This is a genomic window from Acidithiobacillus sp. (assembly GCF_023255755.1).
Lineage (GTDB): Bacteria > Pseudomonadota > Gammaproteobacteria > Acidithiobacillales > Acidithiobacillaceae > Acidithiobacillus.
The window spans coordinates 2,188-22,391 of the sequence record NZ_JAGDVS010000114.1; the positions used below are offsets into that span (position 1 = coordinate 2,188).

Annotated in this window: 21 protein-coding genes and 1 tRNA gene; 11 read left to right on the forward strand and 11 right to left on the reverse strand. The window is 57.2% G+C overall.

The window, feature by feature from the left end:
• Positions 1–79 precede the first annotated feature (79 nt).
• On the reverse strand, positions 80–607 hold the full coding sequence (locus Q0C48_RS07845; RefSeq protein ID WP_291523162.1) for a (2Fe-2S)-binding protein: 528 nt from the start codon (positions 605–607) through the stop codon (positions 80–82).
• A gap of 406 nt (positions 608–1,013) precedes the next feature.
• Here Q0C48_RS07845 and Q0C48_RS07850 point away from each other — a divergent pair, with 406 nt between their 5' ends.
• Genes Q0C48_RS07850 through Q0C48_RS07860 form a run of 3 tightly spaced genes read left to right on the forward strand, consistent with a single transcriptional unit; the run spans position 1,014 to position 3,922 of the window.
• Positions 1,014–2,150 (forward strand): ABC transporter permease, encoded by a 1,137-nt coding sequence (locus Q0C48_RS07850; RefSeq protein WP_291523164.1) that lies wholly within the window; start codon positions 1,014–1,016, stop codon positions 2,148–2,150.
• Position 2,151: 1 nt separating this feature from the next.
• Positions 2,152–2,844, forward strand: a complete 693-nt coding sequence (locus Q0C48_RS07855; RefSeq protein ID WP_291523166.1) for an ABC transporter ATP-binding protein — start codon at positions 2,152–2,154, stop codon at positions 2,842–2,844.
• Positions 2,834–3,922 carry a biotin/lipoyl-binding protein gene (locus Q0C48_RS07860; RefSeq protein WP_291523168.1) on the forward strand — a complete coding sequence of 363 codons (1,089 nt, stop codon included), beginning with the start codon at positions 2,834–2,836 and terminating at the stop codon, positions 3,920–3,922. Before Q0C48_RS07855 ends, Q0C48_RS07860 begins: the two co-directional genes overlap by 11 nt.
• Before the next feature lie 60 nt (positions 3,923–3,982).
• Here Q0C48_RS07860 and Q0C48_RS07865 read toward each other — a convergent pair whose 3' ends face one another.
• Both Q0C48_RS07865 and mgtA read right to left on the reverse strand, forming a co-directional pair.
• Positions 3,983–4,147 (reverse strand): hypothetical protein, encoded by a 165-nt coding sequence (locus Q0C48_RS07865; RefSeq protein ID WP_291523170.1) that lies wholly within the window; start codon positions 4,145–4,147, stop codon positions 3,983–3,985.
• A gap of 344 nt (positions 4,148–4,491) precedes the next feature.
• Positions 4,492–7,023: a magnesium-translocating P-type ATPase gene (gene mgtA / locus Q0C48_RS07870; RefSeq protein ID WP_291523172.1), complete on the reverse strand. Its 2,532-nt coding sequence runs from the start codon at positions 7,021–7,023 to the stop codon at positions 4,492–4,494.
• Positions 7,024–7,493: 470 nt separating this feature from the next.
• On the opposite strand from mgtA, the gene Q0C48_RS07875 reads away from it, so the two are divergent.
• The 5 genes from Q0C48_RS07875 to Q0C48_RS07895 are packed head-to-tail and all read left to right on the forward strand — an operon-like array spanning position 7,494 to position 10,638.
• Positions 7,494–8,444 (forward strand): hypothetical protein, encoded by a 951-nt coding sequence (locus Q0C48_RS07875; protein WP_291523175.1) that lies wholly within the window; start codon positions 7,494–7,496, stop codon positions 8,442–8,444.
• A gap of 11 nt (positions 8,445–8,455) precedes the next feature.
• Positions 8,456–8,794, forward strand: coding sequence for a PAS domain-containing protein (locus tag Q0C48_RS07880; protein ID WP_291523200.1), 339 nt, complete (start codon positions 8,456–8,458; stop codon positions 8,792–8,794).
• Positions 8,719–9,402: a diguanylate cyclase gene (locus Q0C48_RS07885; protein ID WP_291523177.1), complete on the forward strand. Its 684-nt coding sequence runs from the start codon at positions 8,719–8,721 to the stop codon at positions 9,400–9,402. The genes Q0C48_RS07880 and Q0C48_RS07885 overlap by 76 nt, the downstream gene beginning before the upstream one ends.
• A 19-nt stretch (positions 9,403–9,421) precedes the next feature.
• Entirely contained in the window at positions 9,422–10,273 is an 852-nt protein-coding gene (locus Q0C48_RS07890) for an EAL domain-containing protein (RefSeq protein ID WP_291523178.1), read from the forward strand.
• Positions 10,261–10,638 (forward strand): tyrosine-type recombinase/integrase, encoded by a 378-nt coding sequence (locus Q0C48_RS07895; RefSeq protein ID WP_291523181.1) that lies wholly within the window; start codon positions 10,261–10,263, stop codon positions 10,636–10,638. The genes Q0C48_RS07890 and Q0C48_RS07895 overlap by 13 nt, the downstream gene beginning before the upstream one ends.
• Here Q0C48_RS07895 and Q0C48_RS07900 read toward each other — a convergent pair.
• The 8 genes from Q0C48_RS07900 to orn form a co-directional block, all read right to left on the reverse strand.
• Positions 10,624–10,700: transfer RNA gene (locus tag Q0C48_RS07900), tRNA-Pro, on the reverse strand. The two genes, Q0C48_RS07895 and Q0C48_RS07900, sit on opposite strands and share 15 nt — an antisense overlap.
• Before the next feature lie 34 nt (positions 10,701–10,734).
• Positions 10,735–11,097: a YtxH domain-containing protein gene (locus tag Q0C48_RS07905; RefSeq protein ID WP_291523183.1), complete on the reverse strand. Its 363-nt coding sequence runs from the start codon at positions 11,095–11,097 to the stop codon at positions 10,735–10,737.
• A gap of 15 nt (positions 11,098–11,112) precedes the next feature.
• Positions 11,113–12,744, reverse strand: coding sequence for an alpha-D-glucose phosphate-specific phosphoglucomutase (locus tag Q0C48_RS07910; protein WP_291523184.1), 1,632 nt, complete (start codon positions 12,742–12,744; stop codon positions 11,113–11,115).
• 8 nt (positions 12,745–12,752) lie between these two features.
• On the reverse strand, positions 12,753–13,022 hold the full coding sequence (locus Q0C48_RS07915; protein WP_291523186.1) for a hypothetical protein: 270 nt from the start codon (positions 13,020–13,022) through the stop codon (positions 12,753–12,755).
• Positions 13,023–13,064: 42 nt separating this feature from the next.
• Entirely contained in the window at positions 13,065–13,955 is an 891-nt protein-coding gene (locus tag Q0C48_RS07920) for a diiron oxygenase (RefSeq protein WP_291523187.1), read from the reverse strand.
• Between the two features lie 21 nt (positions 13,956–13,976).
• The gene (locus Q0C48_RS07925; protein ID WP_291523190.1) at positions 13,977–14,939 is read right to left on the reverse strand and encodes an SDR family oxidoreductase; all 963 of its coding nucleotides are present in this window, start codon (positions 14,937–14,939) and stop codon (positions 13,977–13,979) included.
• Complete coding sequence (locus Q0C48_RS07930) at positions 14,939–16,042, reverse strand: LLM class flavin-dependent oxidoreductase (protein WP_291523191.1); 1,104 nt, start codon at positions 16,040–16,042, stop codon at positions 14,939–14,941. Before Q0C48_RS07930 ends, Q0C48_RS07925 begins: the two co-directional genes overlap by 1 nt.
• A 156-nt stretch (positions 16,043–16,198) precedes the next feature.
• A complete protein-coding gene (gene orn / locus Q0C48_RS07935) occupies positions 16,199–16,783 on the reverse strand; it encodes an oligoribonuclease (protein ID WP_291523192.1) in 585 nt (194 codons plus the stop codon).
• Between the two features lie 576 nt (positions 16,784–17,359).
• On the opposite strand from orn, the gene Q0C48_RS07940 reads away from it, so the two are divergent.
• The 3 genes from Q0C48_RS07940 (at position 17,360) to Q0C48_RS07950 (ending at position 20,092) form a co-directional block, all read left to right on the forward strand.
• Positions 17,360–18,043 (forward strand): response regulator transcription factor, encoded by a 684-nt coding sequence (locus tag Q0C48_RS07940; RefSeq protein ID WP_291523194.1) that lies wholly within the window; start codon positions 17,360–17,362, stop codon positions 18,041–18,043.
• Between the two features lie 20 nt (positions 18,044–18,063).
• Positions 18,064–19,335, forward strand: a complete 1,272-nt coding sequence (locus Q0C48_RS07945) for an ATP-binding protein (protein WP_291523196.1) — start codon at positions 18,064–18,066, stop codon at positions 19,333–19,335.
• A gap of 226 nt (positions 19,336–19,561) precedes the next feature.
• On the forward strand, positions 19,562–20,092 hold the full coding sequence (locus tag Q0C48_RS07950) for a Slp family lipoprotein (RefSeq protein WP_291523198.1): 531 nt from the start codon (positions 19,562–19,564) through the stop codon (positions 20,090–20,092).
• Positions 20,093–20,204: the final 112 nt, after the last annotated feature.

Genomic DNA, 20,204 nt, shown 5'->3' on the forward strand with positions numbered 1-20,204 from the left:
CGTTCCACCTCATCAAGCCCCAGATGGGCGAGGCCGAAGGGGAATTTCTCCCGACGCCGCGGAAATTCGTCATTCATGCTCAATCTCCTTCCGCCTCGGCCAGGGCCAGAATGGCCTGGAGGACATGGGGATAGGTTCCGCAGCGGCAGAGATGACCGCTGATGGCGGTCAGGATCTCTGCCTCGCCCGGGTGGGGGTTCCCTGCCAGCAGGGCGGCGCAGCTCATCACCAAACCGGGCGTGCAAAAGCCGCATTGCACGGCGTCGTGGGCGATGAAGGCCTCCTGGACGGGATGCAGTCGCTCGCCCGCGGCCAGCCCTTCGATGGTGGTGACCCGCCGTTCCCCCACCTCGATGGCGAGGACGCTGCAGGAGGCGATCACAAGGTCGTCGAGCCAGACGGTGCAGGCCGAGCAGGCCCCTTGGTTGCAGGCGATCTTCGTGCCCGTAAGGCCAAGGGGGCCGCGCAGGGCTTCGGCGAGGGTGGTGCGTGGCTCGACCAGCAAGGGATGGGCTTCGCCATTGACCCGGAGAACAATGGGCACGGCGCCGGGGCCAAGGACAGAAGCGGCGGCCGATTTTTCATTTTCCTGCGGATATTCCTTCATCGGGGTTGGCCCTCGCTCCGGAAACGCCCGCGCCGCCGGAAACAGGGTGTGGCGAGGACGCTTTCAGTGTAGACGCCCGTGGGGGCGGCTTCAAATCCCCGCCGCCGAACCAATGCGCGGGCGACCGTCACCGATGAACCTTGCACATCCCACCGCGCGCCCCTATCCTTCTTTACGCGAGAAGATCGCGTATCGTTACACGATGGCTGCAAGGAAGCGCAATCTCTACCTGGCGGGCCGACAGGATCGAGGGTTATCTGGAATCAGGCGGGGGTTGGGGAAATATGGGTGCGGTCATTACCAACCGGCTGTTTTGCAATCATAAGACCGTCAGCATCACACACAAAAACGGCTCCGGGCAGGCGTTCGCCAGGCGCCAGGGCAGCGCACCAAAAGGCAGACAGCCATGAACGGCCTGCTCCGCATTGCCTTGAAACTGCTGCTCAATGACAAGGGGAAATTCGCCACGCTGGTCATCGGCATCACCTTCTCCGTGTTTCTGATGATGCAGATGACCTCCATGTTTTCCGGGATACTCTATCAATCCGCGGCCAACATCGTGAATGTCGGCGCCAGGATGTGGGTGATGGACCCCGCGGTCCAAACCCCGCAAAACAGCATCCCCATGCCCAACTATGTGCTGGATTCGGTGCGCAGCATACCCGGCGTAAAGTTTGCGGTTCCATTTTATGTGGGCGCGGGCCTCGTCAAGCTCAATGACGGCACCTATCAGTCCGCCACCATCATCGGTCTGGATGATGCCAGCCTCTTCGGTCGGCCGACGATCATTTCCGGCAGCATCATGGATATTTACCAGAACAATGCCTTCATCATGGTCAAGGATGCCAACTACGCCAAGCTGGGCAGCCCAAAAATAGGCACCAGCTTTGAGATCAATGATCATCGCGCGGTTGTCGTGGCCCTGGCCCACACCCCGGTGCCCGGCCTGTTCGGCTTGCCGACCCTCTATACCACCTATAACCGCGCCACCCAGGACCTGCCCTCCACCCGCTATCTGATTTCCTACATCCTGGTGCAGCCGAAAAGCACCCAGAATATCGCCGCCATTGAGCAGCAGGTAAAGCAACTGGGCTATCTGGCCTTGACCGATCAGCAATTCATCACCCGTAACGACCGGTTCTATGAATTTCAGACCGGGATGGGCACCAATATCCTGATCATGACCCTGATCAGCTTTCTCGTCGGCCTGTCCATCGCTGGAGAAACCTTTTACATGTTCGTCCTGGACAATCTGGAGCACTTCGGCGCCCTCAAGGCCATTGGCGCCAAAAGCGGCGAGCTGATTCAGATGATCGTGTTTCAGTCGCTGGTCGTGGGCTTTCTGGGTTTTGGCTTCGGCGTGCTCCTGTCCTCCACCATGATCGCCATTGCCAAGCTGAAGATCGCCAACTACGCCGCCATGGTCACCTACGAGAACCTGTTTCTGGCTTTCATCATGGTCCTGATCATATCTGCCTTTTCGAGCTATATCGGCATTCGAAAAGTCATCCGCATCGACCCCTTTGACGTGTTCCGGGGTTAGCGTGATCCTGACTGCGACGAAGATCTCGAAGTCCTTTGGCGAAGCGACGAACCAAACCTACGCGCTGCGCGAGGTCAGCTTCGCAGTGGACTTCGGCGAGATGCTCTATATCGTCGGTCCCTCCGGCTCCGGCAAAACCACGCTGTTGAGCATCATCTCCGGCATCTTGCGCCCCGATGACGGCGACGTGGTGGTCAAAGACGTGGATATCTGGAAGCTGGGCAGTGATGCCCTGGCCGGCTTTCGTCTGCAGACCATCGGTTTCGTTTTTCAGGACTACCATCTCTTTCCTCGCCTGACCACCCTGGAAAATGTGGCCATTCCCCTGATTCTCCGGCGTGAGCCCTGGGACAAGAGTCTAACGGAGGCGCGCAAAACGTTGCAGGTCGTCGGTCTGGCAGAAAAAGAAAACTTGCCGCCCTACAAACTGAGCGGCGGCGAGCAAAAGCGGGTCGCCATCGCCCGCGCCATCGTTGCCCAACCGGACCTGCTGATTTTCGATGAGCCTACCGCTTCCCTGGATGGGGACACCGGCAGGAAAATCGTCGCCTTCGTCAAGGAGCATATTTTGAATGCGCAGCGTGCGATTATCATCGTGACCCACGACAGCAGAATTTACGAATATGCGACGCGGATCATTCGCATGGAAGATGGCAGGATTGTCCCCGGAACCGGAGCGGACCATGAGAAATAAGATACTTTTCGGGCTGGCCATCGTCGGGATCCTCATCGGCCTGGTCAGCGCCTACATATATAGCCGGCAAACGCCGCCGCAACCCCCTCTGGCCACCAACTACAACCCTTACGTCAACGGAATATTCGCCAACGGCATCATCGAGAGTTATGCGGCCAATGGCGAAAACATCAACATCTACCCTCAGGTGTCCGGAAGGGTGACCGGCATCTTCGTCCAGGAGGGGCAGACGGTGGCGAAGGGGACACCGCTCTTCGCCATCGATGACTCCGTGCAAAAGGAAGTGGTGGCCCAGAACAAGGCCCAGGCCCAGGCCGCCCTTGCCCTGTTGCAGGAATTAAAAGCGGAGCCCCGCAAAGAAACCCTGACCATTGCCAAAAAACAAGTCGAATATGCCCGAGCCAGCCTGAAATACCAGCAGGCACAACTGGAAATCACCAAAAAGGAAATGGCCATCAATCCCCAGACGGTGAGCAAACTTGCCCTGGAAAATGTGCAAAACTCTGTCCTGATTGCCGAAAACAACCTCAAAGTAACGCAGGCGCAGTATGCGCTGACCCAGGCGGGCGCCTGGAGTTACGACATCAAAAATCAACAAGCTATCTATCATGCGGCGCGAAAGACCTACGCGTCCAGTAATGCCTTGTTACAGCAATATATTGTGCGGGCGCCGGTCACCGGCGATATCCTCCGTATCAGCACCGCCATCGGCAGTTACGCATCCCCCCAAGGCGTCTACGGCACTTATACACAGGGGATGGATCCGGTCGTGGTGATGGGCAAGAAGACCGCCTACCTGCAGGTCCGCGCCTATTTGGATGAGATATTGGTTCCAAGATTACCTGCGCCTGCAGATATGACCGCGAAAATGTTCATTCGAGGTCTCAACAATGTCAGCGTACCGTTGCAGTTTGTGCGGATACAACCCTATGTGGTGCCGAAGATCGAACTGTCCAACCAAAGGACGGAAAAGGTGGACGTAAGGGTGCTGCCAATTCTCTTCAAATTTAAGATTCCGGAACACATAAACCTGTTTCCCGGCGAACTGGTGGACGTATATATGGGCAAGAAGTCATAATCCTAAAAATCAATTTCCCGGGACTGCCAACACATGGCGTTTCAAATTTGCAAGAAATGCCTAGTCATTGATCAGCCGCGTTACCTTATCCTGACCGCCCAGTCTGCCGTGGGAGCGCAGCCAATTCGCAAAGGTCCCAGGGTCGACGAGGATGACCCTTGGGACATCCAGCGAGATCCCTGCTGATCCGAAGCCACAAGGGGATTTGCGGTAGGGCAGAGGCATGGGGCTGCCCTCCTGGCCACAGCCAGGTGGCTGCTGATAGGGCTATCGTTGGATCTTCGGCGGTACGGAAATCCCTTACAGGATGCTGGTGGGTGGTATCCATTCCCATTGATCGCCCTGCGCCTGACGCCACCGGTGCTGCTGTTCATGACGGGTGCGCAAGCTCTACCGCCCGAACAGGCGCCGCGGCGCCCTGCTATACAGAAACTCGCGAGCCGCTTTGGACATTTCCATCTTTGGGCAAACGCCGCTCCCGATCAACTTGCCGCCGTGGTTGATGCACAGGCATACCATGCTTAGGTCGCTATTATTTTCTCTTCTTTGCGCCCAACCTCAGCAGGGCGCTACGCCAGGCGTCGGTAAAACCATCTCTTCACCCCTTCCACCGCCATCAGGTACACGACGACCATGGCCATAAGTATCGCGAAGAAATCCAACGGCAGTGCCACAAATCCCAGCGTGGCGCCTATCGGGGTCAAAGGCAGTAGGGCTGCTACGGCAACCACGGCTAATGAGGTTCCCGCCAGCAAAGGGTGTGGACGGCTGGTCAAGGGATTAAAGCGGGTACGAATAACGAATATTACCAGAACCTGGGTGGCGATGGATTCGATGAACCAGCCGGTGTGGAACATCTTCTCGCCGGCATGGAAAACATGCAACATGACATAAAAAGTGAGGAAGTCGAAGAGCGAACTGACCGGGCCGATCACCATCATGAAGTTGCGAATGAAGGCCATATCCCACTCGTGAGGGTGCGATAAATAGCTTTCGTCCACATTGTCCAGCGGGATCGGAACCTCCGAGAGGTCGTAAAGGAAGTTGTTGAGCAGGATCTGTACCGGCAGCATGGGCAAAAAGGGGATGATCAGGGTGGCACCGGCCATACTGAACATGTTCCCAAAATTGGAGCTGGTACCCATCATGATATACTTCAGCACATTACCGAAGGTACGCCGCCCTTCTCGAATGCCTTCATACAATACATCGAGGTCGCGTTCGAGCAGGATCATGTCCGCCGCATCCTTGGCTACGTCCACCGCGCCGTCCACGGAGATCCCCACATCTGCGGAATGGAGCGAGGGAGCGTCGTTGATGCCGTCGCCAAGAAAGCCCACGACGTGGTGGCGTGCTTTGAGGGCCAGGATGACGCGGTTTTTCTGCGCAGGAGTAACACGGCAAAATAGGTTCGCTTCTTCCACCACCGCTTGCAGGGCGAAGTCGTCCATCTTCTGGATCTCGGCGCCGGTCAGGACCCTGCTCACTGGCAGGCCGATCTGCGCGCAGACGTGTCGGGTGACCAGATCATTGTCACCGGTAACAATCTTCACCGTTACACCGCTTTGGGTCAAATCGCGAACCGCACGCGCGGCTGTTTCCTTTGGGGGATCCAGGAAAGCGGCGAAGCCGGCAAATACCAACTCGGTTTCATCGCTCACCACGGCGTGGGGATGGTCAAGCGGCACACTTCGCCAAGCGATACCCAGCACCCGAAAGCCTTTCTGTCCCAACTCGTCGCACAATGCCCCTGCCCGATCCCGTGTTGGTGTGTCGAATGGCGTTTGGACCCCCTCCACCTCATACGCCACGGCAAGTCGAAGTATGTCCTCGGGAGCGCCCTTCACTACCAAAAGTCGGCTATCGTTTTTTTCCACCAGCACGGAGACCCGCCGCCGCTCGAAGTCGAAGGGTACTTCATCAATTTTTCGCCAGGCGCTGACGTTGATTTCCTGATGGGCGAGAATGGCGTCGTCCAGAGGGCTTTTCAGCCCGGTCTCGAAATGACTGTTGAGATAAGCTAATTCCAGCACTCTCTCGCTCTCACGCCCCAAGGGATCCACATGGCGCTCGAGCCGGATATGCGCTTCGGTGAGCGTTCCCGTCTTGTCCGTGCAGAGCACGTCCATCGATCCCAGATTTTGCACCGACGCCAGGCGTTTCACGATCACCTTTTTCCTGGCCATCCGGATGGCGCCGCGCGCGAGGGTAACCGAAACGATCATCGGTAGGAGTTCAGGCGTGAGCCCCACCGCGAGTGCGACGGCGAACAGAAAGGACTCCAGCAGAGGGCGGTGAAACGCGGTGTTGACGAAAAGCGCGAATAAGGCCAGCAAAACCGTCAGGCGCATGATCAGCATGCCGAATTGGCGTGTGCCCCGTTCGAAGGAAGTCGGGGGTGGCTTGCTGGCCAGGCTGTCGGCGATCTCGCCGAGGGCAGTGCCCAGGCCGGTGCGGCAGACCAGGATAGTCGCCTTGCCACTGATTACGGAGGTGCCCATGAAGGCCGCATTGTCGGCGGTGTCCATATCTGCTTCCTCGGAAAGCTCAGTCGCATGTTTTTCCACCGGGTACGGCTCACCGGTGAGGAGCGCCTGGTTGACAAAAAAATCCCGTGCCTCGATTAGCCGCCCATCTGCGGGGACCGAATCGCCTGCGGCCAGCAGCACCGCATCCCCTGGCACCACCTCGAAAATCGGAATGTCACACTGGCGACCATCACGCAGGACCGTGGCGCGCACGGCGACGGATCGCTTGAGTCGCTCGGCTGCTTGCCCAGCGCGGTATTCCTGCACGGTGTCCAGCGCCACGCTCATCAACACCATGGCGCTAATGATCAGGAAACTGGCCCTGTCGCCCGTCACGGCAGAAATCGCGCTGGCGACCAGAAGGATAATGACCAGGGGATTGCGAAAACGGGAGAGAAACAGCCGGAGGAGCGTGCCGCGCCGCGCGTGCCGCAGCGCGTTCGGGCCGAAAGACGCCAACCGCGAAGCGGCTTCTTCTGTTGTCAAGCCATGAGGGCTGCTATCGAGCGCATGAAAAAGGTTTGGCAAAGGTTGTCGCCAAAAGGCCGCTTCCACTTCCCTGGACTCAGACATGGCTCACTTTGCTTTGATTGGTCGGGGCGATAGGATTCGAACCTACGATATCCTGCTCCCAAAGCACTGTGCCAAAGTGGCGCAAGCACTTGGATAGAGGGAAGATATCAGGTATTTTCTGTTTCTACAATTCGGCAAGGCATTGAGTATAACCAATTGTATTGTAAATAGGGTATAAAGGTGTTGTAGAAGGCTAAAACGCCTACCTTCCGGCTGGACCACCACCGCGGTACAGTTGTCTGGAATTGCGAGCTATATGGGGCTGTCGCTGGCGGGCGTGAACTGCGGATGCTGTTTGACCGGGATTGATATCTGGCCAGCAGATCAGGCGGGAGTACGCCATTCCCGGTTCAGGTGAACCAAACGTGGCAGACTCTGCGTTTCTGTACTAGCTAACAGGTACAATGCTCTGCCCCAGAAATGGAATCGAGTCGCATATCCCTTATGCAAATGTGTCACTCCATTTGCCCATGCTAACTTGGCTCAATCGCGTCTGGCTGGTGTTTTTGGTTGTCGTGTTGGCGGTCGGAGGATGGTTGGGCTATGCGGATTGGCAGCAAATCCGCCACCAGTATGGCACCAATCTATTGGCGATGGCTGCCGCTGTTGCAGATGGCACTCATCTGTTTCTAAATGATGCACACAATTCCATGCTGACACTGGGAAACGAGGTCGATCGAGAAGGGGTAAACCATCACATCACCACCCGTGAAGCCCTCGAAAAGTATCTGGCATTAGAACATAATTTTGCTGCCATCAGTGTTCGGTCATGGCAAGGGTCCCCGGTCGCCGCAGGCGCCGATAAGGGCTTGCTGGATGCGCTACTTTCTCCATCTGGAAGGGGTGTGCAACCTCCTCTCAAAATCAACTCGGAACAACACCGTCTCCTCGATCATTGTTGGCGTTCTCCTGGATTTTGTATGGGGCCACCGGTACAAAGCACGTCCATGCACACACGAGAAGGCGCGTGGATGGTGCCTCTGTTTCTGCAGATGCAGATACTTGACCATGGCGTGTCCAAGCCTCTACGGATGGTAGTGCTATTGCCTTTGCAGAATGGGCAGTTGTTTTTTTGGGCGGCTCTACCGTTGCCGCAACATGGCTCTATTTTTCTCTTGCGCAAAGGGGGCGTTCTGGAAAGCCGTTATCCACCTCCGACCAAGACCTCTTTTGGCATTCGGCAAAATGGTATCGCCGCACAATCCATGTTTGCGCATCAGGGTGCACAATCTGATGTGTACTACGGTTTAGCGACGGTCGTTAACCAGTGGCGATTGGGCGCATGGCTACCGCGTAGCCGGTTACCCGCTTGTGGCCGGAGCGGGCTTGTGCCATGTTCTGTTCTGGTGGCTGCCAGGTGGAACCGTATGACCGGGCCGCCATGCTCACTCTTCTGCTGCTTTCGGCCGTGGGTTACCTGACAGTCCGGCGTATGGCTCGTGAAAGAATAGAGGAAAAAGCTGCTGCGGAGTCATTACTCTGGGAAGCCAAGGAACGGGCGGAAGTTACCCTGCACTCCATCGGTGATGCGGTTGTCACTACAGATGTCTCCGGGCGGGTGACAGACATTAATTCCGTTGCCGAGTCCCTGATGGGTTATTCGCGTACTGAAATGTTGGGGAAACCACTGGATACGGTTTTTAAGATTGTCCGGGAAGGAGACCATGCCCGGCGGCGAATCCCGTTCAACAAGTATTGCAGGAAGGCAAAATTATCGGACTGGCCAATCACACCATACTTATTACCGCACAGGGAGAAGAACGCGCCATAAAAGATTCAGCCGCCCCTATCCGTGCACGGGATGGCACCCTTCTGGGGGCCGTGCTGGTTTTTCATGATGTGACGGAGAAACGTCAACTCACGGCAGATCTCGCCTATCAGGCCACCCATGACCTGCTCACAGGGTTACCGAATCGTGCCTTGTTTTTGGATCGCCTGCAACATGCGGTTCGCGCGGTTACTCGACAGGAAGCCCTTCTGCTAGTGGGCATCCTGGACCTGGACGGGTTCAAGCAGGTGAATGACCGCCTGGGTCACGATATGGGGGACATTCTTCTGCGAGAGGTGGCGCGCCGAACGCGGGAGGCATTGCGGACGGAGGATACGATAGCCCGACTTGGTGGCGACGAATTTGGTTTGGTGCTTCCCGAAATCCATCATATGGAAGGGGCGCAACAGTTGGCGAATCATTTGCTCCAGGCAATTGCCGAACCGATGCTTTTGGATGGAAACAGCGTAACCATTTCGGGTAGCTTGGGATCACCGTCATCCCTTGGGATGACGGTGATCAACAGAGTGTGTTGCGACATGCCGATATGGCGCTTTATTCTGCCAAGAATGGTGAGCGTAACCAGTACCAATTCTATGAAAAAACCATGATGCCCAACAGGAACAACTCATGGAGGAGGCTACGATGACCCAGGAGGCATTCGAAGAGCAGCGGCTGATAATGTACTACCAGCCGGTGGTGTCGACCCGCGACGGGTCGGCACCCGGCCAAGGGATTGCGCCCTGCCAGGGAGTGATCGGCTTTGAAGCCTTGATCCGTATGGTGCATCCGCAGCGCGGGATTCTTGGCCCTGCTGCATTTGCGAACGCCCTGGATCATCCGCGTCTGGCCCGGCGCATTGGCTGTTTTGTACTTGATGCTGTGCTTACTCAGGGAGAACAGTGGCATCGCGATGGGTTTCCATTACGGATGTCTATGAACATCAGTGCTCGCCATCTACTGGATCCGGAGTTTCTAAATGATATGCGTGCTGCCCTGGCAGCGCACCCTGACCTCGCGCCTGAGATGTGCGAGATCGAAGTCACGGAAACTGCCCCCATGCTGGATTTCCCCACGGCGCAGGAGACCCTGCGAGCCTGCAATAACTTGGGTCTGCGCATTGCTTTGGATGACTTTGGCACCGGTAGTGCCTCTCTGAGCTACTTGCAGAAACTGCCAGCTCAAACGATCAAGGTGGATCAGAGCTTCGTGCGGGATATCCTCAATGATCCGCGGGACTTCGCTATTGTTGCCGGTATTACAACAACGGCCAATATGCTGGGTCTCGAAGTGGTCGCGGAGGGAGTGGAAACCGTCGGCCATTTACAGCTGCTGAAGACACTGGATTGTCATGCCATGCAGGGCTATCTCTTCTCTAAACCTATGCCTGCTGGTGAGGTGCCAGGCTGGCTTAAGTCATTCAATATACTGAATTATAACAATAACTTGACACCCCTACCCGAAGGATTATGCAGGATATAACGACTGATGGGTTCCTCGTCGCTCATCGGCTACGCGTCGTCCAGTGTGTCGAAGCTCTGCAGCCATACAGCGAAAATGGTTCTCTATGGGCCTGGAAGCGTCTTTGTGTCAGGGCTAGTGTGGAGGATGCCCACTTCCATGATATCCGCGCCAAATCGCTCACTGACGCGAATAGAACCGCTGGGCGTGACTATGCGCAAGCGCTTGCGGGCCATGCTGACGGGTCGATGACAGAGGTCTATGTGCGCGCCAGAGACACGCAGACCGTCAAGCCTCTCGGCGGAGTTGTAGAAAGAAAGCGGGTTGTAGAAAAGGCCACCTCAAAGAAGTGGCCTAAGCTGTTGATTGATTGGTCGGGGCGATAGGATTCGAACCTACGACATCCTGCTCCCAAAGCAGGCGCGCTACCAAGCTGCGCTACGCCCCGTCGCCGCAGAGGATAGCCGCTCCCACCGCCGCGGTCAATCTAAACGAGAAAGACGGTGCCGCAAACGGTCCAGCTCCCCACGCGCAAGACCAATACCATCATTCAGGCGTTGGCGCTCCCTGTCGCTGAGCTCCTTGCCCTTCTGCACCAGTTCCTCGCTATAAATGGCGATGGTGTCGAGCAGTTCCTCAACCCGTTCATTTATCCGCTCGCGCGAGGCAACGACGCGATCCCAGGCGCGATTGGCCTGATGCCGCAATTGTTTGCGGGTGCGATCGCCCGTTTGTGGGGCAAAGAGCAAGGCGGTGACCGCACCTGCTACTGCACCTGCCAGCAAGGCGATCCCCAGGGCGCTGTAGCCAATGCCATTATCGCTATCGTTTTCATAATTCATCATGATCGGACTCCTTTATCAGGTGATAACAGTGGGGGCCTTGCGACCCGTGAGGGTTTCTATTCGTGTGAGATTCCTGCCGAGCTGAATCAGTTCGCGCAAGGCGCGCTGCGGGTCCTGCTGCTGGCGCTGCGGGTCCTTCTCCAGATGCTCGTGATAAATACGCAAGGTGGCGCCTTCGGTTCCCGTGCCCGACAGGCGGAATATCACCCGGGCACCGTCGGCAAAGAGCAGGCGCAGGCCCTGATGCGCACTGACACTGCCGTCGATGGGGTCCGCATAGGCAAAATCATCGGCGGTCAGGATCTGACGTTCCGCTAAAGTCTGACCGGGGAGCACTGGCAATTGGGCGGTAATGCTCTGCATGATCTGCTCGCCCGTTTCCACCTGAAGTCCCTCGTAATCATGACGCGTGTAGTAATGACGCCCAAACCGCTGCCAATGCTGGGTGACGATGTCGGCCACGGATTGGCCCGTATGCGCGATCACTGAGAGCCAGGCCAGTATCGCCCAGAGTCCGTCCTTTTCACGGATATGGTCCGACCCGGTGCCGAAACTTTCCTCGCCACAAAAGGTGATTTTGCCCGCATCCAGCAGATTGCCAAAGAATTTCCAGCCGGTGGGCGTTTCATAGTGAGCAATACCCAGGGCTTCAGCGACCACATCCGCGGCCTGGCTGGTGGGCATGGAGCGGGCGATACCTTTGAGGCCCTGGCGGTGGGCGGGGATCGCGGTGGCATGGGCTGCGAGCACCGCCAGCGAATCGCTGGGTGTCACAAAAAAATGGCGTCCCAGGATCATGTTGCGGTCGCCATCTCCATCGGATGCGGCGCCAAAGTCGGGTGCGTTCTCCGCGAAAAGTTCGTCGGCCAGGGGCTTGGCATAGACCAGATTCGGATCGGGATGGCCACCCCCAAAATCCGTGAGCGGGATACCATTGACCACTGTGCCCACCGGTGCCCCCAGACGCTTTTCAAAAATCTCGTGGGCATAGGGACCGGTAATGGCGTGCATCGCGTCAAAACGCATCCGGAAAGTCCCCTGCAAGAGCCGTCCCAGCGCGTCAAAATCAAAAATGCGGGCCATCAGTTCTGCATACTCGGCTACCGGGTCGCAGACTTCTACCTGCATCTCACCCAGCAAAAACTTCGCGTCATGGTCGATATCGACATCCGCGCTCTCCAGAATCTGATAACCCTGGATGGATTTACTGGCAGCCCAGATGGCATCGGTGATCTTTTCCGGCGCGGGTCCGCCGTTGGCCGTATTGTACTTGATGCCAAAGTCGTGGTCAGGCCCCCCGGCATTATGGGAGGCGCTGAGGATAATGCCGCCGTGAGCACTCCGCGCGCGGATGACTGTAGAGACGGCGGGTGTGGAGAAGAGTCCGCCCCGTCCGACAATGACTTTGCCCCAGCCATTCGCTGCAGCCATCCGGAGGATGATCTGTATGGCTTCACGGTTATAAAAACGTCCGTCGCCACCAAGAACAAGGGTTTCCCCGGCGCGATCAGGAATGGCATTGAAGATGGATTGAACAAAATTTTCGAGATAGTGCGGCTGCTGGAACACCTTGACCTTTTTACGCAGCCCCGAGGTGCCGGGGCGTTGATCGGCAAAGGGCTGGGTCGCAATCTGCAATACCGCCATGGCACACCTCAGGAGTCGAGTGGAACGTCAATAATAGTGGTTTCCCGACCAGCATCGGTACGAATCCAGATTGTATACCCGCTTACCTGCCAGGTACTAACGACCGCCCCGCCGTCGCGAATGGCCTTTTCACTGGCTTCAATTAAGTCTTCTTCCATAGCCTCATCCCACTCGCCCAAGACGTGATGACGCAGCAGTTCCTGCGGATCAATTTCTCCAGATTCGAAGATGGCTTGCGCGTCGGGGGAAGCGAGGATAGTTCCAGGATGGAATCGCATTTTATTCTCCATAACTTTCAAACTATAACAGGAAACGGCCGTTCACAAGGCAAAGCCTTGCGTACGCAGAAAATCGCGACTGGGTGCTGCACACTGATTCATAAGATGAATACGGTGTGGGTTGTGGCGCGCGCGCCTTGCCCAGATTCGTGGATCGCTCAACCCGGCCGCTGCATAGACCTGTTCGGATGGAAAGAAGCAGGTCCGCAGAAACTGGCGGAAAACCTCGCGCAGCACCGGGCTGATCAGGTGTTTTTTCACACGGTTCATGGCTTGGCTGCGCATCTGAATGGTGGTGCGGGCGAAGGCCATATGGCGCGCTTCTTCGCGCATGTGAACATGCGTGATAGCCAGCACGGCAGCGGGTAGTTCTTTGTGGGCGAAGATCAGGCGGTTCATGCGATCCGGTACATTCTCGCCGATAAGGATGGTTGCCCAAAAAGCGGCCGAGCCCTCGGGCGCGTAGCGAGCGAAAAGACGCGCCAAGGGCGGGCGGGCGCTCAACGGGGTCATAAATGGGCGTTGCGAACGTCGCTGTAATTCCAGAAACATGAGGCTGTGCCCCACCTCCTCCCGCAGTTCATGAAGCTGATAGTGATAGCTGACCGGGTCGCGGTACATCTCCTGGAGCGAGTTTGCGCCCAGGCGTTGGATGAACAGCGCCTCCAGCCACAGCCCCAGCTCGCAGAAAGAGACGAACTCGACTTGGGAGAGGCGAATGCGTTCCTCTGGGCTCAATTGCACATATTCGGGCAATCCGTACAGTGATAGCAATTCTTCTGGGAGCCAGGCCGTTTCCGCGTCGAGGCTCTCCCACGGAACCGTCTGGACGGGGTCCCGATAGTTACCGCTGTGCTGGCTGAGCCGATTGACCAAAGCATCATGATGACGCTGAATCTGAGCCGGCGCGGGGACACGTTGAGCGAAGTTCATGAGCCATTCTGCCACGGACGCTCAGCCGCTCCAAGGGCGTATTGGACTCTGCCCACCAGTATCGCGCACCTGGGCGACGCTGCGGCGTACATCATAACGGGGACGCCACCCGAGTGCCTTTTGGGCGTGGGTAATATCGACAATCAGTGGGTTTTCCAGCACTTGCAGCCAGCCGGGATCGCCGAGGCCAGTACTAAAAGGGCGTAGCCAGGTATGTACCCGGTGCAGTTGCCTGGGGGAAAGTGGTAGCTGCCAGCGGCGGGGAATGCTGGACCAGGGGATGGGATCGGGTGCCGCAATATTGAAGATACCACCCTGTCCATAACTTAGTGCTGCAAGCAGCGCGGTGACCGCATCGTCTTGGTGGAGGCACTGGATGGGCAAGTCTGGGTTGAGTAGACGTAGTCCGTAAGGGCTCGTCGCAATCTCATTCACCAAGGCCTGCCCATGAGAGCCGATAATGGCGTGCAGGCGCAGGCGGGAAACAACGGTTTTCTTCTGGCTGGTCGTGAACACATCCAGCCATTGCTCCAGTGCAGCCTTGTCTTCACTATAGGCGAACCCCGGCACAGGCCGACAAGGCTGGCTTTCGGCAATGGGAACCGGGTTGTCCGGCCAGGCGCCATAAGCCGCCACACTGCTGGAATAGATGACTTGCGGTACACCGGCATTTGCCGCCGCACGGAACAGATGCTGACTGCCATCGAGGTTAATCCGGCGCATCTCCTCACGCCAGCGCCGTTGCGGCCCGAGGCGCGGACTCAGCACTATAAAGGCGAGATGGATGACACAATCCACGCCGCTCAGGTGCTCGACAAGCTGCGGATCGCAGATGTCCAAAGGCAGGTAATGCAGGTGTGGATGCTGCATTGCGGGTGCCCGACGATCCAGTGCGATGACCCGGTGGATATCCGGCCGGGCGAGCAGGGCGGGAAGCAGAGCTGCCGCCGTATGTCCCGCCGCGCCAGTGACCAGCACCTGCATCAGTGGGGGTAAGGACCGCGCAGAGCAGGCAACACCTCGTCGGCGAGCAAGCGCAACGAGCGCTGGGTGATTTGGCTGGGGACCATCCCGGCACCCACGGCCAAAATCAGGCGATTCACCCCGGCCCGGGCATAGCGGGCCAGTCGTTGGCGACAGGTAGCCGGGTCGCCAACGACGACCATGCCCATAGTTTCCAGCAGCCGCAAATTGAGGCCACGGCGCAGCAGCGGTTCGAGAAAGCCGAGACGATGATAGTATTCATAGCTTTCCTTTAGCTGTGCGAGGACCGGCCGCGTCTGGTCCAGCAGCCGCCGGTAATACCAGGTGAAGCCCTCGGCCCAGCGCCGTGCCTCCGCTGCATCCTCCAGACACAGGCAGCCAATGGTCATGGCAAAACCCGCGTTTTGACCTGCTTGCAAAGGACCTTCTCCGTGGTGTTGTCGCCAGTTCTTTTTATAGGCACGAAGATCTTGTTTGATGAGGAACCAGGGTTTAAACGGCCCGGAGAGCACGCCGATACCTTCCTGTGCTGCCCATTGGATAGTCGTCGGGCTCACGGCTGCCGTCCACAGCGGTGGATGGGGTTGCTGGAGGGGGTTGGGAAGAATATCCAGTTCATCGAAATTATAGAGTTTTCCATGATGGCTGAAGGGTTCGCCACCCGCCTGGCGAAGGATCTGCAGCCCTTCTTGCATGTGCAGCCTACTGTCCGCCATTTGGCTGCCAAAAAGTTGATATTCTTTAGGGGAAAAGCCTCGGCCGATGCCCATCTCCAGGCGGCCATGGCTGAGAATATCCAGGGCGGCGGCGCGCTCCGCAACACGGACGGCATGATTGTAGGGCAGGACGACAACGGCATGGCCAAGACGCAGGTTCTTGGTGCGCTGGCTGGCCGCAGCGAGGAAGGTTTCCGGGCTGCTGGAGTGGGAGTATTCGCGCATGAAATGGTGTTCCACAAGCCAGGCGCCGTGAAAACCCAAGGTGTCGGCGAGGCTAAGCTCATCCAGGGTTTCATGATAAGCTTGGGCCTCGCTACGGCCCAGATGGGCTGGTACGGCGAGTTCATAGAAGAGATCAATATCCACTTGCGTTGGCGCCTCCATGATAAGCACTGCATCCAGCCCGCCCAAATTGTTGAACGGCTGTAAATCGCCATCTTAACATCGGAGCAGATGCGCCTGCACTGGGCCGACGTCGAGACCGGCACGCATTTCATAAGTGGTGATGCCTCTGGAATGGGAAGAGGCAGCAGACGGCGTCTATTCAGTTTCTGTGTTTTCAGCCCCGGAGTTTGGCAAAGGTGCTTGCGGGAAAAGCCGTTCGCGATAGTAAGCGAGCTCACCAACGGATTCGCGGATGTCGGCCAGCGCTTCGTGGCGCTCGGCTTTTGGGAATTTGGGCAGATGCGGATACCAGCGCGTGGCGAGTTCCTTGACGGTGCTCACATCAATCATCCGGTAGTGAAAAAAGCGCTCCAGCCGCGGCATCAGGCGGGCTAAAAAGCGGCGATCCTGACATACGCTGCTGCCGCAGATCGGTGAGGTGCCTGCTGTAACATGCTGGTGCAGGAAATCCAAGGTTTGTGTTTCTACTGTAGCCGTATCCAGGCGACTATCACGGACCCGCTGCAAGAGGCCGGAAGCACCATGGGTACGCTGGTTCCAGTCGTCCATAGCCGCGAGTACGGATTCCGGCTGATGTACGGCCAGCACCGGACCTTCGCAGAGAATTCGCAGGCTGTTGTCCGTGACCAACGTGGCGATTTCCAGAATCTGATCCTGTTCCGGCCGCAGACCTGTCATCTCCAGGTCAATCCAGACGAGGCTGTGTGCTTTAGGGTCCATGCGGCATCCTTATTTGAGCGAGTCGGGCCAGTATACCATCGCTTTCGAGGCATAAAAAAAGACGGGCCAGAGGTCCGTCTAATAGCCGCAAAACAACCGCTACAAAATTGTTTCATACCCAAGGACCGTGACCTCTAGCCATCAGTGTGATAAATTGTGTCGGGCAACCCCCCAGCTTTAGAGATTTGGGGCTTTCGCCCCCGCCATGGCAATGAAGGTTACGCTGTTTTTGTTTCTGGAATATTTCCTGTTCAAAATATTTTCGGGGTGAGGGCCGCTTCAATCCTGGCGGATGTACATGCCCTTTGAACAAAAAAAGACGGACCGGAGTCCGTCTAATAGCCGCAAAACAACCGCTACAAAACTTATGTTGCAACCGCCCGCCTTGACTACGTCGGCTGATGCCGGACTACCTGATTTTTCGCTCCACTCTATCTTTTGGTTTGAGTACCGCTGCTGCCTATGGTGCTATAATGGGTCCGTCATATTTCGAGAATATTTCCGGAAAACGTCTCCTCGTTGAGGCAGAAGGCGAGGATGCGGCGGTGCCTGTTTTCAGGATATTGCGAGGCTAGGATGGCGGTCGTGTTAATAGTGGATGATGATCAGCGGCTTGCGGCGATGCTACGGGAGTTTCTCCAATCTCAGGGTTTCGCGGTACTGTTGGCGGCCAATGGGCAGCAGATGCGTCAACAACTGGCGGCAGGGCCGGTGGATGTGATGGTGCTCGACTGGATGTTGCCGGGACAGAATGGCATTAGTCTCGCCAAGGATCTGCGCAGTAAGGATGGGGGGCCTCCTATTCTTATGCTCTCGGCCCGTGGCGAGGATGAGGAACGTATCCTTGGACTGGAAAGCGGCGTCGATGACTACTTGGCAAAGCCTTTCAATGCACGGGAGTTGCTGGCGCGTCTACGGGCCTTGTTACGCCGTAGCGGGAAAGATGAGGGTGGCGACAAAGTCCACTTTGGTGATTTCTGTTTGCACGTGGCCGAGCGACGGCTCTATCGCGATAATGCGGAGGTCGACGTGAATCCGGCGGAAATGGAGCTGTTACTGGTCTTCGCGCAGCGCCCGCGGCGCGTACTGAGTCGCGATCTTTTACTGCAGTTGTTGGGCGGAGAAGAGGATGGGCGCTTCGACCGCAGTATTGATGTGCGGGTGACACGTCTGCGCAAAGTGATTGAAGATAACCCCCGGCAACCGTGCTTTTTGCAGACGGAGCGCGGTGCCGGGTACCGGTTTACTCCGAGCGCATGATTTTTTGGCGAGAGCGTAGTTTGTTTTCGCAGACGGCCTGGACTTTGGGGCTGGGCATTGTCGTGCTGCAGGTTTTGACGTTGGTCATGATTGTCGCCACGGTACTTTATCCCCTGGCGGAGCGCTCGGCAGAGGACCTGGCAGGTTTGATTGTGATCAGTGCGAAAACCTATGCCGAACTGTCTCCGCAAGAGCGCCCCGCTTTTTTAGCCAGCCTGCGGGCCGACAATGGGGTAGAAATTGCCGCGCATCTGGACCGTTCTATAAAGCATACCCATGGGCATATATACGGCTGGTTGCTAAGTCGTGCGCTGGCCAGACGTTTAGGAGAACCTGTGCATGTGGACGTTTTGGGCGGGAGCGTGCGTACGTTTTGGGTGCCGGTTACTGTTTCCGGTCAAACGGTTTGGGTACATTTTGACCGAGGGCGGTTGGCCTCGTCTCTGCCCATTGCCATGATTTTTGTGCTGGCTTTTTCAACACTCGCACTGTTGGTGTTGACGATGATTTTGGTACGTCGGGTATTACGGCCTCTCGGGGTGATTTCAGAGGCATTGCGTGGATCGTTAAAGGCACCGCTGCCGAGTTTGCCGCGTGGCGGTGCTTATGAGTTCCAGAATATCCTCAATATTTTCGCTAATCTGCGAACCCGTTTGCAGGCGATGGTTAATCATCAGTCGTTATTGCTGACCGGGATTTCCCACGATCTGCGTTCACCGCTGGCGCGCCTGCGTATGGCTTGGGAGCTGTTGCCGGAGACTACGCCGCAGCGTCTTCGGGACGGTATGCTGCAGGATATGGAGCGAATGGATGAACTGCTGGCCCAATCTCTTGCGCTGGGTCGCGGTATGGCGGCGAAGGTGGCAGATTTTGATCTGATGGTATTGCTGGCCGAAGTGGGCGCAGATTTCGAGCGGGAGGGCGGCCACTGGGAGGCAACATTACCGCGTCGTTATCCCTTCCGGGGAGACCGGGAGGCTTTGCGCCGTCTGTTGTCCAATCTGTTGGATAATGCTTTGCGTTACGGTGGCGGGAGGGTGACGGCAGAGTTTCAGAAAACGCCGGGGCATCTCCTGTTACGTCTATGCGATGCTGGCTCGGGGATTCCGGAGGCGGATCTGGAGAAGGTTTTTGAGCCGTTCATTCGTCTGGATGATGCGCGAGGGCATAGTGAGGGCAGTGGCCTTGGTCTGGCTATTGCCCGTCAATTGGCAGAGGCGCAGGGGATGCGCCTGCGCCTATTCAATTCCGCCGGTGGCGGGCTCTGTGCGGAGTTGTCCTGGGCCGTGTAAGACGGTGTGATGAAGAGGCCCAGGTATAGCCGAGGTCAGTGCCACTGACGTGCTGTTCCCACGGCGCAGACGGATATGACGCTCTGCTGGTGTGGCGCCTTTGTGGATGATTAACGGGCTGTGTAGCGCCCTGCAAGCACTTGGGTCGACACAGTAATGTGCTCGGGAAGATGGTCTATACTGTGGTGGTTGTCTGTGAACGATGGCGATGCTGCAGGAGGGGACAATGAACATAGTGAAGGCATTGACGGGTGTGATCGCGGCGATAGCTTTGGGGGGGTGCGCAACGGTTACGCCGGTGAGTGGGCAGTTCCCGCCCATTACACCGCATCAGGCGCAGACGGGTGCGGAAAACGGAAAGCTGGTGCGCTGGGGGGGCACGCTGATTCAGGCGCAGCCGAAGGCTCAGGAGACGTGCTTTACGGTAATGGCGCTGCCCCTGCGTCAGGATGGGCGGCCTTATCTGGGTCAGAAAAAGTCCGATGAAGGGCGGTTTATCGCCTGTGCTCCAGGGTTCTACGACCCGGTGCTTTATGCGGCGGGACGGGAGCTTACCTTTGTGGGTACGGTGACTGGGGTGCAGGTGGAAAAGGTTGGAGGGTACGGGTATCCCTACCCAACTCTGCAAGCCAGTACCGTGTATTTGTGGCCGGTGGAAGAACCTGAACCGACCACGGTCTTTATCAATGGTGGCTGGTATGGCGGTCCTTGGGGACCTTGGGGTTGGTGGGGAGGCCCAGGCTGGGGATGGCGTTAATCTCTGGTTATCTGCCCGGTCTTGCTTAGGGCGGGCAGACCCCTTATTATGTGCAGGTATTTTGCCGGGATGGCGGAACTGGTAGACGCGCCGGACTCAAAATCCGGTGGTG

Bases quoted from the DNA above. Each gene is read 5' to 3' on its own strand.
- Q0C48_RS07845 (WP_291523162.1), bottom strand. From the start codon at position 607: ATGAAGGAATATCCGCAGGAAAATGAAAAATCGGCCGCCGCTTCTGTC.
- Q0C48_RS07850 (WP_291523164.1), top strand. From the start codon at position 1,014: ATGAACGGCCTGCTCCGCATTGCCTTGAAACTGCTGCTCAATGACAAG.
- Q0C48_RS07860 (WP_291523168.1), top strand. From the start codon at position 2,834: ATGAGAAATAAGATACTTTTCGGGCTGGCCATCGTCGGGATCCTCATC.
- Q0C48_RS07865 (WP_291523170.1), bottom strand. From the start codon at position 4,147: ATGCCTCTGCCCTACCGCAAATCCCCTTGTGGCTTCGGATCAGCAGGG.
- mgtA (WP_291523172.1), bottom strand. From the start codon at position 7,023: ATGTCTGAGTCCAGGGAAGTGGAAGCGGCCTTTTGGCGACAACCTTTG.
- Q0C48_RS07875 (WP_291523175.1), top strand. From the start codon at position 7,494: ATGCTAACTTGGCTCAATCGCGTCTGGCTGGTGTTTTTGGTTGTCGTG.
- Q0C48_RS07880 (WP_291523200.1), top strand. From the start codon at position 8,456: ATGGCTCGTGAAAGAATAGAGGAAAAAGCTGCTGCGGAGTCATTACTC.
- Q0C48_RS07890 (WP_291523178.1), top strand. From the start codon at position 9,422: ATGGAGGAGGCTACGATGACCCAGGAGGCATTCGAAGAGCAGCGGCTG.
- Q0C48_RS07895 (WP_291523181.1), top strand. From the start codon at position 10,261: ATGCAGGATATAACGACTGATGGGTTCCTCGTCGCTCATCGGCTACGC.
- Q0C48_RS07905 (WP_291523183.1), bottom strand. From the start codon at position 11,097: ATGATGAATTATGAAAACGATAGCGATAATGGCATTGGCTACAGCGCC.
- Q0C48_RS07910 (WP_291523184.1), bottom strand. From the start codon at position 12,744: ATGGCGGTATTGCAGATTGCGACCCAGCCCTTTGCCGATCAACGCCCC.
- Q0C48_RS07915 (WP_291523186.1), bottom strand. From the start codon at position 13,022: ATGCGATTCCATCCTGGAACTATCCTCGCTTCCCCCGACGCGCAAGCC.
- Q0C48_RS07920 (WP_291523187.1), bottom strand. From the start codon at position 13,955: ATGAACTTCGCTCAACGTGTCCCCGCGCCGGCTCAGATTCAGCGTCAT.
- Q0C48_RS07925 (WP_291523190.1), bottom strand. From the start codon at position 14,939: ATGCAGGTGCTGGTCACTGGCGCGGCGGGACATACGGCGGCAGCTCTG.
- Q0C48_RS07930 (WP_291523191.1), bottom strand. From the start codon at position 16,042: ATGGAGGCGCCAACGCAAGTGGATATTGATCTCTTCTATGAACTCGCC.
- orn (WP_291523192.1), bottom strand. From the start codon at position 16,783: ATGGACCCTAAAGCACACAGCCTCGTCTGGATTGACCTGGAGATGACA.
- Q0C48_RS07940 (WP_291523194.1), top strand. From the start codon at position 17,360: ATGGCGGTCGTGTTAATAGTGGATGATGATCAGCGGCTTGCGGCGATG.
- Q0C48_RS07950 (WP_291523198.1), top strand. From the start codon at position 19,562: ATGAACATAGTGAAGGCATTGACGGGTGTGATCGCGGCGATAGCTTTG.